Source organism: Hydrogenophaga sp. A37 (genome assembly GCF_002001205.1).
In the GTDB taxonomy this organism is placed as follows: Bacteria; Pseudomonadota; Gammaproteobacteria; order Burkholderiales; family Burkholderiaceae_C; genus Hydrogenophaga.
In genome coordinates, this window is sequence record NZ_MUNZ01000194.1 from 17,725 (window position 1) to 33,658 (window position 15,934).

The 15,934-nt window shown below is 66.8% G+C and carries 16 protein-coding genes; 6 read left to right on the forward strand and 10 right to left on the reverse strand.

The window, feature by feature from the left end; genetic code table 11:
- The first annotated feature begins 86 nt into the window (after nt 1-86).
- The 4 genes from B0E41_RS26190 to B0E41_RS26205 all read left to right on the forward strand — a co-directional run bounded on the left by B0E41_RS26190 (nt 87) and on the right by B0E41_RS26205 (nt 3,515).
- On the forward strand, nt 87-383 hold the full coding sequence (locus B0E41_RS26190; RefSeq protein WP_077336094.1) for an EF-hand domain-containing protein: 297 nt from the start codon (nt 87-89) through the stop codon (nt 381-383).
- A gap of 97 nt (nt 384-480) precedes the next feature.
- Nucleotides 481-1,905 (forward strand): FAD-linked oxidase C-terminal domain-containing protein, encoded by a 1,425-nt coding sequence (locus B0E41_RS26195; protein ID WP_077336096.1) that lies wholly within the window; start codon nt 481-483, stop codon nt 1,903-1,905.
- 135 nt (nt 1,906-2,040) lie between these two features.
- Nucleotides 2,041-2,619, forward strand: a complete 579-nt coding sequence (locus B0E41_RS26200; protein ID WP_077336098.1) for an SEL1-like repeat protein — start codon at nt 2,041-2,043, stop codon at nt 2,617-2,619.
- Between the two features lie 56 nt (nt 2,620-2,675).
- On the forward strand, nt 2,676-3,515 hold the full coding sequence (locus B0E41_RS26205) for a hypothetical protein (protein ID WP_077336100.1): 840 nt from the start codon (nt 2,676-2,678) through the stop codon (nt 3,513-3,515).
- 254 nt (nt 3,516-3,769) lie between these two features.
- Here B0E41_RS26205 and B0E41_RS26210 read toward each other — a convergent pair whose 3' ends face one another.
- The 8 genes from B0E41_RS26210 to mnmG all read right to left on the reverse strand — a co-directional run bounded on the left by B0E41_RS26210 (nt 3,770) and on the right by mnmG (nt 10,467).
- Nucleotides 3,770-4,699, reverse strand: coding sequence for a ParB/RepB/Spo0J family partition protein (locus B0E41_RS26210; RefSeq protein ID WP_077336102.1), 930 nt, complete (start codon nt 4,697-4,699; stop codon nt 3,770-3,772).
- A 52-nt stretch (nt 4,700-4,751) separates the two neighbouring features.
- Complete coding sequence (locus B0E41_RS26215) at nt 4,752-5,060, reverse strand: cupin domain-containing protein (RefSeq protein WP_077336104.1); 309 nt, start codon at nt 5,058-5,060, stop codon at nt 4,752-4,754.
- Entirely contained in the window at nt 5,057-5,608 is a 552-nt protein-coding gene (locus tag B0E41_RS26220; protein ID WP_077336106.1) for an alpha/beta hydrolase, read from the reverse strand. The genes B0E41_RS26215 and B0E41_RS26220 overlap by 4 nt, the downstream gene beginning before the upstream one ends.
- 24 nt (nt 5,609-5,632) lie before the next feature.
- Nucleotides 5,633-6,403, reverse strand: coding sequence for an AAA family ATPase (locus B0E41_RS26225; RefSeq protein ID WP_077336108.1), 771 nt, complete (start codon nt 6,401-6,403; stop codon nt 5,633-5,635).
- Entirely contained in the window at nt 6,403-7,050 is a 648-nt protein-coding gene (locus B0E41_RS26230) for an NADPH-dependent FMN reductase (protein WP_077336110.1), read from the reverse strand. The genes B0E41_RS26225 and B0E41_RS26230 overlap by 1 nt, the downstream gene beginning before the upstream one ends.
- Entirely contained in the window at nt 7,047-7,661 is a 615-nt protein-coding gene (locus B0E41_RS26235; protein WP_077336112.1) for a LysE family transporter, read from the reverse strand. The genes B0E41_RS26230 and B0E41_RS26235 overlap by 4 nt, the downstream gene beginning before the upstream one ends.
- Before the next feature lie 149 nt (nt 7,662-7,810).
- Nucleotides 7,811-8,473 carry a 16S rRNA (guanine(527)-N(7))-methyltransferase RsmG gene (rsmG, locus tag B0E41_RS26240; RefSeq protein ID WP_077336114.1) on the reverse strand — a complete coding sequence of 221 codons (663 nt, stop codon included), beginning with the start codon at nt 8,471-8,473 and terminating at the stop codon, nt 7,811-7,813.
- On the reverse strand, nt 8,470-10,467 hold the full coding sequence (mnmG, locus tag B0E41_RS26245; protein WP_077336116.1) for a tRNA uridine-5-carboxymethylaminomethyl(34) synthesis enzyme MnmG: 1,998 nt from the start codon (nt 10,465-10,467) through the stop codon (nt 8,470-8,472). Before mnmG ends, rsmG begins: the two co-directional genes overlap by 4 nt.
- A 146-nt stretch (nt 10,468-10,613) precedes the next feature.
- On the opposite strand from mnmG, the gene B0E41_RS26250 reads away from it, so the two are divergent.
- Together B0E41_RS26250 and B0E41_RS26255 are read left to right on the forward strand one after the other, a co-directional pair.
- Nucleotides 10,614-10,889: a TfoX/Sxy family protein gene (locus tag B0E41_RS26250; RefSeq protein WP_077336118.1), complete on the forward strand. Its 276-nt coding sequence runs from the start codon at nt 10,614-10,616 to the stop codon at nt 10,887-10,889.
- A 236-nt stretch (nt 10,890-11,125) separates the two neighbouring features.
- Nucleotides 11,126-11,716, forward strand: a complete 591-nt coding sequence (locus B0E41_RS26255) for an NAD(P)H-dependent oxidoreductase (RefSeq protein WP_077336120.1) — start codon at nt 11,126-11,128, stop codon at nt 11,714-11,716.
- Nucleotides 11,717-11,979: 263 nt separating this feature from the next.
- Here the strand turns inward: B0E41_RS26255 and B0E41_RS26260 are convergent, their stop codons facing one another.
- Both B0E41_RS26260 and mprF read right to left on the reverse strand, forming a co-directional pair.
- Entirely contained in the window at nt 11,980-13,383 is a 1,404-nt protein-coding gene (locus B0E41_RS26260) for an AcvB/VirJ family lysyl-phosphatidylglycerol hydrolase (protein WP_077336122.1), read from the reverse strand.
- The coding region (gene mprF, locus B0E41_RS26265) for a bifunctional lysylphosphatidylglycerol flippase/synthetase MprF (protein ID WP_216350824.1) at nt 13,380-15,934 on the reverse strand (2,555 nt) is incomplete at its 5' end. The genes B0E41_RS26260 and mprF, both read right to left, overlap by 4 nt.

Here is a 15,934-nt window from a genome sequence, read left to right on the forward strand (position 1 = left end):
CTGCGGGAAACAACCGGCAAAAGCACTGGCAACGAACGCCCGAAGACGGTGCAATGCAAGTCCTTTCAACAGCTCAGGAGAAGCACATGACCCGTCGCAACCAACGCATCGCCAACTTCGAAGCCCGCAGCCTCATGCTCATCGCCGGCCTGACCCTGGGCGCTGCTGGCGCCGCGTTTGCGCAGAGCACGGCGAGCCCAGCCACCGTCACGGACAAAGAGGTGAGCGCCGCGTTCACCAAGGCCGACAAAAACGCCGACGGCAAGCTGAGCCGCGAAGAGGCCACCATGCTGCCGGCCGTGGCCGCCAATTTCGAGAAGGTCGACGGCGACAAGGACGGCTCGGTGAACCTGGCCGAATTCAGCAAGGCGATGAAGATGTAAACCCAGGCGGGGGGGCGGGTTTCTGGCAGCGAGCCAGACACCCTGAAGGGCTAAACTGGCCGACCGGGCAGACGCCCGGTACCACAGGAGACCGCCCATGAACGCCCCCACGCCCTTGGCCCACCTCGCGCCCGACATCCGGCAGCGCGAGGTGCCCGCCACGCTGATCGCCTCGCTGCAACAGCGCTTTGGCGCCCAGTGCTCCATCGCCCAGGCGGTGCGCGAGCAACACGGGCGCGACGAATCCGTCTACGACGTGCCGCCCCCGGCGGCGGTGGTGTTCGCCCAGAGCACGCAAGACGTGGCCGACGCTGTGAAGCTCGCCGCGCAATACCAATACCCGGTCATCCCTTTCGGCGTCGGCTCTTCGCTCGAAGGCCATTTGCTCGCGGTGCAAGGCGGCATCAGCATCGACGTCAGCCGCATGGACCAGGTGCTGTCGATCAACGCCGAGGACCTGACGGTGACGGTGCAGCCCGGCGTGACGCGCATGGGTGTGAACACCGCGGTGAGAAGTGAAGGCCTGTTCTTTCCCATCGACCCGGGTGCGGACGCCTCCATCGGCGGCATGGCGGCCACGCGCGCTTCCGGCACCAACGCCGTGCGCTACGGCACCATGCGTGAAAACGTGCTCGCGCTGGAAGTGGTGACCGCCAAGGGTGAAGTCATCCGCACCGGCACGCGCGCCAAAAAATCCAGCGCCGGCTACGACCTCACGCGCCTGATGGTGGGCAGCGAAGGCACGCTGGGCGTGATCACCGAAGTGACGCTCAAGCTCTACCCGCTGCCCGAAGCGATCTCGGCCGCGACCTGCTCGTTCCCCACCATCGAAGCCGCGGTGCGCACCGTGATCCAGGTCATCCAGCTGGGCGTGCCGATCGCGCGCTGCGAGCTGATCGACGCCAACACCGTGCGCATGGTCAACGCGCACAGCAAGCTCGGCCTGCGCGAAGAACACATGCTGCTGATGGAGTTCCACGGCTCGCCCGCGAGCGTGAAGGAACAGGCCGAGACGGTGCAAGAGATCGCCGCCGACTTCGAGGGCCAGGCTTTCGAATGGGCGACCACGCCCGAAGAGCGCACCCGCCTGTGGACCGCGCGGCACAACGCCTACTTCGCCGCCATCCAGAGCAAGCCGGGCTGCCGCGCCATCAGCACCGACACCTGCGTGCCCATCAGCCGCCTGGCCGACTGCCTGCTCGACTCGGTGGCCGAGGCCGACGCCAGCGGCATCCCCTACTTTCTGGTCGGCCATGTGGGCGACGGCAACTTCCACTTCGGCTACCTGATCGACCCGGCCATCCCCGAAGAACGCGAGCGTGCCGAGGGGCTGAACAACCAGCTCGTGGCCCGGGCGCTCAGCCTGGAAGGCACCTGCACCGGCGAGCATGGCGTGGGCCTGCACAAGATGGACTTCCTGCTCACCGAGGCCGGCACCGGCGCGGTCGACATGATGCGCAGCATCAAGCGCGCGCTCGATCCGGACAACATCCTGAACCCGGGCAAGATCTTCTCGATCTGAGGGGCGGGGCACTCCCCCAAGCAGGGGACAGAAGCTTCGCGCCGCCCTCGGGCATCCGGCTTGACCCGTCTGGGCAGGCGCAAAATCGCGGGGTAGACTTTCTTCTTCTTTGTCCGTCCCTCGCGAAGGATCCCCATGAAACGCTTGCTGCTCCCTTTGCTGCTGCTGTCCGGCACCGCTTTCGCGCAAGACACCATCCGCATCTGCGACAACACCGGCTGCTCCGACCGGCCGCGCAACACCGCGAATTTCGAGGCCGAGCTGGCGGCCCAGGCCGACCCTGCCGCCGATGCCAAGGTCGCCGCACTCGAAGCCATGGCCGAAAAGGATCCGCGCGCAGCCTACGACCTCGGGCTGCGCTATTTCCGTGGCGCCGGCGTTCGCAAGGACAGCTACCTCGCCATCAAATGGATGCGCGACGCGGGCGAGCGCGGTGACTTCAAGGCAGCACAGGCGCTGGGCCGCTTCTACCTGGTGGGCCTCGAAGAAATGGGCGCCGACCCCGCCGAAGCCGAGCGCTGGCTGATGATGGCCGCCGACAAGGGCGACAAGGAAGCCAAGAAAATGCTGGTGCAGGCCCGAAAGGCCAAGAACGAGGCCCAGTCCGACCACAAGTGGCGCGAAGACGTGCGCAAGAACGGCTGGTTTGGCGGCTGGTACAGCGGCTATGCTTACCGCACGTATTGGCGCGACGGCCGCTGGCTGTTCTATTGATCCGTTTGCCGCGCCCGCATCCCTTTTTCTCTCATCTTGATCTCAGGAAGACTCTCATGAAACTGACCACAACCACCCGTCTGACCACCGCCCTTGCACTGGGCCTCACGCTCACGGCTTGCGGCGGCACAGGCGGTGGCCGCGTCACCACGGGCAGCAGCCCGACCGCCACCACCGGCGCGGCCGCTGGCGGCACCAGCGTCGGCGCCAACGAATCCCTGGAACGCTGCGCTTCTCCGCTGGGCACGCTGGCCGTGGACGACGGCCGAGACAAAGAATGGTGGGGCAGCTTCGGCGCCGCCACCCAGATCACCTCCATCGAGCCGCTGATCCGCCTGGCCGTGGCGCAATCCAACTGCTTCGTGATCACCTCCATCGGCAACAACCGCACCGAGAGCAAGCTCTCCGGCATCACCGACAAGCAGCGCAACTCGGGTGAGTTCCGTGCCGGCTCCAAGCAGCAGAAGGGCCAGCGTGTCGCTGCTGACTACTACCTGGAACCCGCGATCATCATCGACAACGAGTCGACCGGCCAGGTCGTGGGCGCGCTCGGTGGTCTGCTGGGCGGCCGCAACCGCAACCTGGCGGTCATTGCCGGCGGACTGGAAAGCAAAGCCTCGGTCGTGACCCTGACCATGTTCGACATCCGCTCGGGCGTGCAGATCGCGATCTCCGAAGGCAACGCCACCGCCACCAACTACGGCGCGGCCCTGAGCGCCTTCGGCCCCAGCGCGGCCGGCTCCCTGGGCGGCTTCTCGCGCTCGCCAGCCGGCAAGGCCACCGTGGCCGCGTTCACCGACTCGTACAACAGCATGGTCATCGCGCTGCGCAACTACAAGGCGCAGGAGGTCAAGGGCGGCCTGGGCAAGGGTGGCCAGCTCAAGGTGGGGAACTGACGCCCCCCTGCGCCGCTGCGCGGCTTCCCCCCAGGGGGACGATGCCCTCGGGCCGGCGAAGCCGGACCTTCGGCATCTGCTTGAAGCTGGCGCGACGTCAGGAAAAAGGCCTCCATCTGGAGGCCTTTTTCTTGGGCTCTTGACGGTTTCATACGGCTTTGCATTCAAGCGTAGAACAAGGCGCGAAGCCGCAGACAGTGCTACAGCACGGCAAGGCGAAGCAACGAAGTTATACGTTTGAAGGCAACGCCGTATCAGCGCTCGTTGCGGAGCTTGTCGATCAGGCCATTGAGCTCGTCGATGGAACCGAACTGGATCGCGAGTTCGCCCATCTCTTCGACGCGGCCGTGGCGCTTGACGCGCTTCTTGACGCGCACCTCGACCTCGGCGGTCAGTAGGTCCGACAGTTCTTCTTCCACGCGCTTGATGTCGCGCGACTTGTCTTTCGTGGGTTTTTGCTGCACGAGGTTGAACTCGGCACCCAGTTTTTTCACCAGGCTCTCGGCCTCGCGCACCGACATCTTCTTGGCCGCAATCTGGTTGGCCGCCGTGATCTGCGCCACCTTCTCCAGCGCCAGCAACGCGCGCGCGTGGCCCATGTCGATGTCGCCCGCCATCAGCATGGTCTGCACCGGCTCGGCCAGCTGCAGCAGGCGCAACAGGTTCGACGCCGCGCTGCGTGAACGGCCCACGGCCTGCGCGGCCTGCTCGTGCGTCAAGCCAAATTCCTTGACCAGCCGCTGCAAGCCCTGGGCCTCCTCCAGCGGGTTCAGGTCTTCGCGCTGGATGTTCTCGATCAGCGCCATCGCTGCCGCCGCCTCGTTCGGCACGTCGCGCACCAGCACCGGCACGCTGTCCAGCCCGGCGAGCTTGGAGGCGCGGAAGCGGCGTTCGCCCGCGATGATTTCGTACTTGCCGGCGTTCGGCCCGTCAACCAGCTTGCGCACCAGGATCGGCTGCATGATGCCCTGCGCCTTGATCGACTCGGCCAGCTCGTACAGCGCGCCCTCGTCCATGTGTGTGCGCGGCTGGTAGGCGCCCGGAACCAGCTCGGTCAGGGCCAGCGAGCTGGGCGTGGCGTTGCGCGCGTTGTCCTGCGCGTCGGGCGAAGCGGCTTCCGCCACTTTGGGGCCCAGCAGGGCTTCGAGTCCGCGGCCGAGGCCCTTGGGTTTTTTGGTGACCATGGTGGTTTGATTGGGGTGAGATGAGGGGGTCGCAGGCGCCGCGATGGTCGAGCTATTGATCGATGATCACCAAGGTTCCATGGCTGCCAGGTGCCACGGCGTGGGGCACACCCGCAGGAACAATGAACACTTCGCCTGCCGTCACTTCGATCTGTTGGCCCTGGATGTCCAGATTCATCTGCCCGTCCAGCACCAGCAAGGCCTCGTCGAAGGCGTGCGATTCGTCGGGGTAGGCGGCCGCGTCCATGCGCAGTACCTTGACATTCGCGCCCGCGGCCTGGCCCAACACCGTGGATCGCCATGCGGTCGGCAATGCCTGCGCAGCATCGATCAGGTTGATTTTCGGAAGGTTCTGGCTCATGGCCGCGGGCTTTCTGATAGCAAGCTTGTGAGTAGCACCAACCCCTCTGGCCAGTCGCCCAGCCCCGATTCGGCGTTGATGTGACCGCGCTCGCCGAGGTCGATGAAGCGCGAGCCCCAGCTGTCGGCCAGGCTTTGGGCTTTGGCGAAGTCGCAGTACGGGTCGTCGCGGCTGCCCACCAGCACGCTGGGGAACGGCAGGCGCTGGCGAGCGATGGGCGACCAGCTGGGCAGTTGGTCACGCAGTTCCTCGCGTTCCGGGTCGCCCGGCGCGACGAGCAGCGCGCCCTGCACGCGGCCGGTGCTGCGCGAGACCTGCGCCCAGGCGGCCGTGAGGATGCAGCCGAGGCTGTGGGCGACGAGCACCACCGGGCCGTCGGTGCCCAGGATCACGTCTTCCAGCCGCGCGATCCAGTCACCGCGCTTGGGCGTCATCCAGTCGTGCTGGTCCACGCGGCGGTAGCCGTGCTCGGCTTCCCAGCGGCTCTGCCAGTGGTCTGAGCCGCTGTTCTGCCAGCCCGGCAGGATGAGGACATTGTCAGGTTTCATCGTGTGTTCACCGAAAGCCGGCGCTCACATCTGATTGATGCGTGCCACCATCTCGGTGGCAAAAGCCACGAAGGCCTGGCTGCCGCGTGCGGACGGGTCGAACACCACGCCGGGCAAGCCATAGCTCGGCGCTTCGGCCAGGCGCACGTTGCGCGGGATCACGGTGTCGAACACCTTGTCGCCAAAATGGGCCTTGAGCTGGTCGCTCACCTGTTGCTGCAGCGTGATGCGCGGGTCGAACATGACGCGCAGCAGGCCAATGATCTGCAGGTCGGGGTTGAGGTTGGCGTGCACCTGCTTGATGGTGTTGACCAGATCGGTCAGGCCTTCGAGCGCGAAGTATTCGCACTGCATGGGCACGATCACCCCGTGGGCCGCGCACAGGCCGTTGAGGGTGAGCATGGACAAACTGGGCGGGCAATCGATCAGCACGAAGTCGTAGTCGGCATTCACCTCGGCGAGCGCGGTCTTGAGGCGTTTGTCGCGCCGCTCCAGCTCGACCAGCTCGACCTCGGCGCCGGCCAGCTCGCGGTTGGCGCCGAGCACGTGGTAGCCGCACTTTTCTGAAAAGGTGGCCGCTTCCTGGACCGAAGCCGATTCGAGCAACACGTCGTACACCGACATGGCCATGCTGCGTTTGTCCACGCCCGAGCCCATGGTCGCATTGCCCTGCGGGTCAAGGTCAACCATGAGCACGCGCTGCCCGACCTTGGCCAGGCCGGCGGCGAGGTTGACGGTGGTGGTGGTTTTGCCGACGCCGCCCTTCTGGTTGGCCACACAGAATATTTTTGCCATCACGCCGTCTCTTTCGCGTTCAAGTGTTTGCTGTGTTCGATGGGTTGGCCCTTCTGCCCCGGCGAATCGGACCGCTCCCACAGGTGCCGCACCACCGCTTGCAGCGCCTCCGTCATCAGCTCGCGATAGGGCGAGGTGGACGACAACTGTTGCGCGCTCAGGTCGCAGGCGGTGACGGGAATGCGCAGACAGGCGCCGGGAATCAGGTCGGCGGCCATGGTGCGCAGGGTTTCTTTCAGGGACAGATCGGCGTGGTCCGCCCGGTGCGAAGGGTTGAAGACCGCAATGGGTTTGCCCGCAAACGGCGGGTGCCCGACAAGCCAGTCCAAGGCGTTCTTGATGGTTCCGGTGACGCCGTGCGCGTATTCGGGGCTGGCGATGACCAAGGCGTCGGCGTCGTCCACAGCCGCCCACAGCGCCAGCACATGGGCCGACGGCAAGGCCATCTCGTCGGGGTTGAACAACGGCAGCTGCCCCAAATGGTCAAAGATCCGGAAGGCCACCGGGCCAGGCCACGCCGAACCACCTGTCACCAGGCCGGTGGCGTCGAGCAACGCCCGGCTTCGGGACTGCTGGCGAAGGCTGCCGCACAGGCCAAGCAGCCTGACGGGTCTGGATGTCAGGGCGCGCTGGTCCGCCGCGATCATTTGGAGATGGCCAGCTTGATGCCGAAGCCGATGAGGAAGACGCCCGCCAGCTTCTCGAGCGTGCGCCCGATCTTCGGGTTGGCGCGCATGCGCTCGGCCAAGAAGTGGGTGAGCAGCACCGCGGTCAGCCCGTAGAAGAAGGTGAGGACCGCGACGGTGACGGCCATGGCGCCGAAGGTGAGCAGGCCCTGGTGTCTGGCTGGGTCGACGAACAGCGGGAAGAAGGCCATGTAGAACACGATGGCCTTGGGGTTGAGCAGGGTGATGGTGGCGGCTTGCTGGAAGTACTGGCGCGGGCGGATGTTGAGCACCGGTGCGTCGCCGGGTTTGGCGGTGAGCATCTTGAAGCCCAGCCAGGCGAGGTAGGCGGCGCCGAGCCATTGCACGGCGTTGAAGGCGGTCGGGTAGGTGGCGAGCAAGGCGGCGACGCCGGCCACTGCGGCCCACATCAAGACCTGGTCGCCCGCGATCACGCCGAAGGTGGCCGCCAGCCCGCCCCGGATACCGCCTTTGCTGGTGGAGGTGATGAGCGCGAGGTTCCCCGGGCCGGGGATGGCGAGGAACAGAACGATGGCGGCGACGAACGCGCCGTAGTCAGCGATGCCGAACATGGTGAGCTTTCTCTCTCAGGTGGAGGGCTGAGTTTACGTGAGGGCTCTTTTTTTCTGGTCGGCTTTCTGGTGGTTTGTGCGTCTGTTTGGCTGGTTCTTTTTGAACCGGTCACCCCACCCTCGGGCGAGGGCCGGAGAACCACCAGCCTTCAGCCCCCCGCTGGGCGCAACCAGACGATGCAGCGCTCAGCGTCCAACCCCGGCACCCTCAACTGTTCCACGTGAAACATCGCAACCTCAGGGGACAAGGCGGCCAGCTCATCCACCGGGTGCTTGCCCTTCATCGCCATCCACACCGCGCCTGACTTCAGCGCCGGACGCGACCAGGTGGTGAAGTCCACCAGCGAGGCAAACGCGCGGGAACAGACGATGTCGTAGCCACCACCCTCCTCCGCCTTCAAGGATTCCACCCGCGCATGAATGCCGCGAAGGTTGGGCAGCTTGAGCGAAGCCGCCACCTGCTGGATGAAGGTGGCCTTTTTGAGCACCGTGTCCACACAATGCACCTCGATCTGCGGGCAGGTGATGGCGATCACCACACCCGGCAGACCGCCGCCCGATCCCACGTCCAATAGCTGCGTACGCCGCCCCCCAGTCTGGCGTAGCAGCGGCGGGATGGCAGCCAGGCTGTCCAGCAGGTGGTGCGTCAACATGTCCTGCGGGTCGCGCACAGCCGTCAGGTTGTAGACCTTGTTCCACTTGGCGATCAGGTCCTGGTAGGCCAGCAGCTGGTCGACCTGGGCGTCCGACAACACCAGCCCGAGTTCGCGCAACCCGGCTTCGAGCGCCGGTTTCAGGTTCACAGCACTCATGCGCCCTGCTCTTCCGTCAAACGGGCAAAGCCCTTGAACCCACCCTTTTTCAGGTGAATCATCAACAGCGAAATGCTGGCCGGGGTGATGCCCGAGATGCGTGCGGCCTGGCCCAGGGTTTCGGGGCGGTGTTTGGCGAGCTTCTGCCGCGCCTCGAACGACAGGGCCGTGACCTGCGCGTAGTCCAGCTCGGCCGGCAGTTTCAGGTGCTCGTGGTGCGCGGCGCGCTCCACCTCGTCCTTCTGCCGGTCGATGTAGCCCGAGTATTTGGCCGCGATCTCCACCTGCTCCACCACCGGGTCGTGCAGCTCGCCGAGTGTTTCACGTGAAACCACCGGGCGGGCGTCTTCATCGTCCGGGCGGGCCGCCGGGTGGTACTTGCCGCCGTCCATGCCCAGCAGGGCGGCGTAGCCCACGCCCGGGCGGCGCAGCAAGTCGAACAGGTTGTGCTCGTGCTCGATCGCCTTGCCCAGCACGCGTTCGCTGTCGGCCGCTGGCAGGTTGCGCGGGTTCACCCAGGTCGATTTCAGGCGCTCGGTCTCCCGCGCCACCGCGTCGCGTTTGCGGCTGAAGGCATCCCAGCGCGCATCGTCCACTAGCCCCATGGCCCGGCCCTGCTCGGTCAGGCGCATGTCGGCGTTGTCTTCGCGCAGCTGCAGGCGGAACTCGGCGCGGCTGGTGAACATGCGGTAGGGCTCGGTCACACCTTGGGTCACGAGATCGTCCACCAGCACGCCCAAGTAGGCCTCGTCGCGGCGCGGCAACCAGGCGTCCTTGCCCTGGCACTGGAGCGCGGCGTTGAGCCCGGCGAACAGGCCCTGGGCCGCGGCCTCTTCGTACCCCGTGGTGCCGTTGATCTGGCCGGCGAAGAAAAGGCCCTGGATCTGTCTCGTCTCGAAGCTGTTCTTGAGCGAGCGCGGATCGAAGTAGTCGTACTCGATGGCGTAGCCCGGGCGCAGGATGTGGGCGTTCTCCAGCCCCGGCATGCTGCGCACCAGCGCGTACTGGATGTCGAACGGCAGGCTGGTGCTGATGCCGTTGGGGTAGACCTCGTGCGTGGTCAGGCCCTCGGGCTCCAGAAAGATCTGGTGGCTGTCCTTGTCCGCAAAGCGGTTGATCTTGTCTTCCACGCTCGGGCAGTAGCGCGGGCCCACGCCCTCGATCTTGCCGGTGAACATGGGGCTGCGGTCGAAGCCGCTGCGAATGATCTCGTGCGTGCGCAGGTTGGTGTGCGTGATCCAGCACGGCACCTGCTTGGGGTGCGGCACCGATTGCCCCATGAAGCTGAACACCGGCACCGGCTGGTCCGGGTTCATGCCGCCGGGCACGCCGTCGCCGGGCTGTTCCTGGCACTTGGAATAGTCGATGCTGCGGCCGTCCAGGCGCGGCGGGGTGCCGGTTTTCAGGCGCGCCTGCGGCAGTTTCAGTTCCTTGAGCCTGGCCGACAGGCTGATGGCGGGTGGGTCCCCTGCGCGGCCAGCCGCGTAGTTGTTCAGGCCGACATGAATCTTGCCGTCGAGGAAGGTGCCCGCCGTCAGCACCACGGTGCGGCTGCGGAACTGGATGCCCACCTGCGTGACGGCGCCGACCACCCGCTCGCCTTCCACCATCAGATCGTCCACCGCCTGCTGAAACAGCCACAGGTTGGGCTGGTTCTCCAACATGCGGCGGATCGCGGCCTTGTACAAAATGCGGTCGGCCTGGGCGCGGGTGGCGCGCACGGCCGGGCCTTTGCTGCTGTTGAGAATGCGGAACTGGATACCGCCCTCGTCCGTGGCCAGCGCCATCGCCCCGCCCAGCGCATCCACCTCTTTCACCAGGTGGCCCTTGCCGATGCCGCCAATGCTGGGATTGCAGCTCATCTGCCCCAGCGTCTCGATGTTGTGCGTGAGCAGCAGCGTGGCGCAGCCCATGCGGGCGGCGGCAAGCGCGGCCTCGGTGCCGGCGTGGCCACCGCCGACGACGATGACATCAAACTCTTGGGGGTACAACATGAAACGGCTCCAGGGACACAAACGGGGGTCTGAGCCTGACAATGCAGGCGGCGATGTTTCACGTGAAACACACCCCGGCGGACCAGACCCGGCCCGGCGGAAGCCCGCTATTTTCCCATCAACCTGCCTTTGCCGCTTCTTTGCCGATGAGCAAGCCCCTGCAGAACGACCTTCCGGGACTCGGCCCCAAGTCGCTGGCCATGCTGGCCGCTGCCGGCATCCACGACCGCGCGGCGCTGCAGCGGCTGGGCGCGGTGGCCGCCTACCTGCAGATCAAGCGCGCCGGCCAGCCCCCCAGCCTCAACCTGCTCTGGGCACTTGAAGGTGCGCTCACCGGGCAACACTGGCAGACCGTGGCGCGCGAAGAGCGCACCCGCCTGCTGCTGACGCTGGACGCGGCGCAACACCCACCCTCGCCATGAGCGCCGCGCCGGGCCGTTCCCAGGCCAGCCCGCACCGCAGCCCGCAGGGCGAAGGTAGTCCAGTGAGCGCCGCCCGGCCGCTCCGAAGGCGTTCAGCACCGCAGTGCGCAGCACGGAGGGTAGTCCAGTGAGCGCCGATGACCCAGCCAGCCCACCGGGCGAAGGCTGCTCGGGGGCGCCAAGCCCGCCCCGGTATCCGCAGGAATCCTGCGTGGTGCCGGTGCCAGAATTGGGGCATGATCACCCCCACCCCCCTCCTCGTCTTCGCGGGCAGCACCCGCGCCCAGTCCTTCAATCGCCAGCTGGCCACCCAGGCTGCCGCCCTGGCCAAAGCGGCAGGTGCCCAGGTCACCCACATCGAGCTGGCCGACTTCGACGTGCCGCTGTACAACGCCGACCTCGAGGCCAAAGGCACGCCGCGCGATGTGGTGCGCCTGAAGGAAATCTTCCACGCCCATCCCGCCTGGCTGGTGGTCTCACCTGAGTACAACGGCAGCTACACCGCGCTGATGAAAAACACCATCGACTGGGTGTCCAGCCCCATCAAGGGCGACCCGGTCTGGTCCAGCGGGACCAAGCCCTTCGCCGGCAAAGTGGTGGGCCTGCTCTCGGCCTCGCCCGGCGCCCTCGGCGGCCTGCGCAGCCTGAGTCACCTCGCCCCCCTGCTGATGAACCTGCAATGCTGGGTGGCGCCGAAACAGTTCGCCCTCTCCAAAGCCGGCGAAGCGTTTGGAGCCGACGGCCAACTGGTCGCCGAGTCCTCCCGCGCCAGCGTGCAGGGCGTGGTGGATCAGGTCCTCAACGCCGCACAGCGCTTGAACGGCTGACACGGCGCAGCGTGACGGAACGCGCGTGTCAAAGTGCCGGCCCCGGCTGCTCACCTTGCCGGAGCGCGAAACGCACCGCATGAGGTGACCCGCCCCAGGGCACCACGGGCCGGCTTCGCCGGACGGCCAGTGCGCCTTGCAGGCCGCAGCCTCACCAGAGGTGAGGCTTCTTCGGGCTGTCCAAGCCTGCGCAGGCAGGCTTGGAGCCGCGGCCCTCAGCCCCCTTTGAGGGGGTCGCGCGCAGCGCGGCGGGGGTGTTCCTCCTAAGGCACCTTGGCTTGTTGCAATATCTGCTCGGCCAGCAGCTCGTAGTTGCCGCCGAAGTGGTGGTCGCCCTTGAGCTGCACCGGGGTCACGAGTTCGGTCGAGGTCGTGGGGCAAATGGTGTCGCGGTCGTCGCTGCCGTAGAGGCAGGTGGTGGTGGCGGCCGACAGGCTGGCCAGCTCGGGCTTGAGTCGCAAACCCAGGTGGTTGCGCACCACCCAATTGGACAGCTTGAACTCGAACGACGCCTTTTCACCCGGCCCGATCAGCACCGTGTGCGTCACCAGGCTGCGGGACGCGCTGGACAGCCGGTTCAGCGCGAACGGCAACACGTCGGCCCCTTGGGAATAGCCAATCAGCACCACCCGGCTCTTCTTCCATTGCACGGCGTAATGCCGCAACACCCGGTCCATGTCGGTGGCGAGCCCCTGCGGCGTGCGCAGTGTCCAGAAATAGCGCAGCGAATCCAGCCCGACCACCGGCACGCCGCGCGCGGCCATGACGGCAGCGACCTTTTTATCCAGGCCAGCCCAGCCGCCGTCCCCCGACACCAGCACCGCAAAAGCGTCGGACGGCACGCTGGACGGCACCTCCACCAGCGGCAGATCGGCGATGTCGCTGCCGGCGCCTTGCGGCTTGATCACCACCCCCGCCGTGAGCTGGCGGTAGGCAGCCTGGTAGGCCTGTAGCGAGCCTTTGCCGGACAGCACACCGTGTTCGATGGCCCCCGGCAGCGGCACCAGCTCGGCCCCGGGCACCTGGTTCACGAAGGCCTGGGCGGTCCCCGCCTCGCACACCTTGTCGTCGCTGCCTTGCAGGGCGATCCATGGTGCCCTCAGTTTGCCAGCAGGCAATAAAGTGAGCGCACGCTTGTCTGCACTCTGCCTGAAATGAACACCATCCCCTTTGCACAGGGGCTTGGAAAACACCAGCTCGGGGCAAAATCCCGCCGACAAAGTGCCGCCAAAAGTACCTTCGGGTGCCTGGGCGAGCAGGGCATAGGCCAGGCTGGCGCCCGAGCCCTGCCCCACCAGCAACGGCGGGTAATAAGCCTTCAGACGCGCATAACCCTGCAGGAAGTGCGAGAGGTTCTCGAAATCGCCGTCCGGCAGCGCGCAGTCGCCACCATCTTTCTCCAGCAAGGCCAGCAGTCGCGGCGTGTTCACGCCCACCACCATCGCGCCCTGCTCCACCAGCGGCTTGGCCATCGCGGCCATCGCAGGCGTCCAGCCCGCTTCACCCGAGAGCAGGATCGCGAACGACTTCACCTCGCCCTTGGGGCGGTAGAGCGACAGCTCCTTGAAGCGGCCGTGCGAGATTTTTTCCTGCGCCTGGGCTAGAGCCAGCGCCGGCGCGCTCAGCGCACACGCAAACGCCAGCGAGGCAGTGGCAAAGGTGTTCATTTGGACATGACCCGTCGGAAGCCACCCGCGATCAGGGCGGCGATGTCGGTGAGGATGATGAAAGGCGCCAGCCCGCCCGGCGCGGTCAGGTAACGCGGCTCCCAGACCGGGTCGAACTTCGCCTTGAAGGAGCGCAGACCCTGGAAGTTATAGAAGTTTTCGCCGTGGTTGAACAGCAGGCGCGCCAGGCGCTGCCAGTTCGGCGCCAGCGGGTGCTGGGCCATGCCCGACAGCGGCACCATGCCCAGGTTGAAGCGCAGGAAACCCTGGGCCTGGAAGTGCAGGATCACCTGCGCAAACAGGAAATCCATCGAACTGCGCGGCGCATCGGGCAGCTGGCGCATCAGGTCCACACTGGCCTCGATTTTCTGGTCGGTGCACATCAGGGTGGCAAACGCCACCGCCCGGCCGGCTTGCCGCACCAGCGCCACCGGCTGCCCCAGCACGTAGTCGCGCTGAAACGCGCCGAGTGAGAAGGCCTTCTCGGCGGTGTTGTGGTCGTTCAGCCAGGCGTCTGAAATCGCCTGCAGTTCGTCGAACACTGGCGCCACCGCGCCAGGCGCCAGCACCTCAAAACTCAGGCCTTCGCGCTGCGCCCGCGCCACGCCGTGGCGCAGGTTGGAGCGTGCCTTGCCTTGCAGGCTGAAGCTGGGCAGGTCCACCAGGGCGCATTCGCCCAGCTTGTACACGCGCAGGCCGGCATCGAGGTACACCGGCAGCGCCTCAGGGCGGACCTGGTAAAACGCCGCCCGCCCGCCGGACTCGCGGGCCTGCTCGACAAAGCGCCACACCAGTTCGGGCCACTCGCTGGCGGGCCCCACCGGGTCGTACAGGGCCACCCAGGAACGGCCGCGCCGCCCGAACATGACAAAGGCGCGCTGCGACTCGGACACCATCAGGCTCTTGTCGCCCATCATCACCAGCCCCGCGCCCGCCACCCCCTGCGAGCGCACGATGCGTGCCGCCTGATCGAGCGCGCCGGCACTGGGTTTAATGAGCGCCGGGTGGGGCCGGCGCAGCAGCTGGACCAGTGCCACGATGAACGCCACCAGTGCCACCGCCACCATGGCCCGCAGCGAGCGCGGCGCGTGGCCATCGAACGCGAACTGCCACCAGACCTGGTCCACGTAGGCGACATCGCGGTAGACGAAGAACAACAGGGCACCGGTGGCCGCCACCACCACCGCCACCGCGGCCAGCCAGCCACCGGTGAAGGCCTGCGAAAACAGCGCCGCCTTGCGGTTGAACTGCCGGCGCGACAGCGCCAGGCTCGCCGTCAGCACGCTGAGCAACACCGCCTCGGACACCGCAATGCCCTTGGGCAGGCAGAGCACCAAGCTCACCAGCGCCAGAATCAGGCCGACCCACCACGACGCATCAAGCCGCAGAAACATGCCCCGGGCCACGAACAGCAACGCCAGCCCGATGATGCTGCCCAGAAAGTGCGCCGCTTCGACGATGGGCAGTGGCATCAGCTGGGCGAGCAAAACGGTCGCGTCGCCGGTCGCAGGCGTCACGCCCGACACCAGCAGCATCGCGCCAATCACAAAGGTGAAGGCCGAGAGCAGCAGCGGCGACAGGCTGGCCGCCGCCCGCACCACCGGCGTGGCGGCGCCGCGCTGCAGCTCGGAGAGCACCAGCAACCCCAGCGCCAGCACCAGCGGCAACAGGTGATAGATGGCCCGATACAGCACCAGCGCGCTCACCAGGTGGTGGGCGGGCACCTGGTGGCCCAGGGCCAGCAGCATCACCGACTCGAACACCCCCAGGCCACCGGGCACGTGGCTGATCACGCCCAGGGCGATGGCCAGCGAATAGAAGCCCACAAAGGCCGGGAAGCTGACCGCCCCCTCGGGCAGGAGCACCCACAGCGCGGCCGCGGCGGCCACCACGTCCACGGCCGAGATCAGCAGTTGCTGGGCTGCGATCGATGCACTGGGCAGGCGCAGCGACCAGCCCGCCACGCGCAGATCGTCACCGCCCCCGCGACACACCCCGACGAACCCCGCCGCCGCCAGCAGCACCGCCACACCCAGGGCCTTCAACAGCCCGGGCGACAGCCCCACCATGGCCGCCACGGCACCGGCACCCCAGACCAGCGAGGCCGCGCCCACCACCACGATGCCGATGGTGAAACCGATGGCGTTGAACGCGATGGCGCGGGAAATCATCCCCGCCTCCAACCCCGCCGCGCCATACAGGCGCATGCGCACCGCGCCGCCCGTGAGCACGCCAAGCCCCATGGTGTTGGACAGCGCAAAGGCGATGAAAGAGGTTTCGGCGACCACGCGGTAGGGCAGCTTGGCGCCCGCGTACTGCAGGGCGGAACGGTCGTAAAAGGTCAGCTCCAGAAAACTCAGCGCCGTGGCCAGCACCGACAGCAGCAAGGTGGCCGGCGGCGTGCCGCGCACCGCCTCGACGATGGCGCCGTAGCTGAGCTCGACCATCACCTTGTGCGCCGCCTGCACCAGCAGAGCGCCCAGCAACAAGGCGAGCGCGGCGTACATCCAGATGCGCCAACGGGTCAGTTGGGCAATCAGCAGTTCGGGGG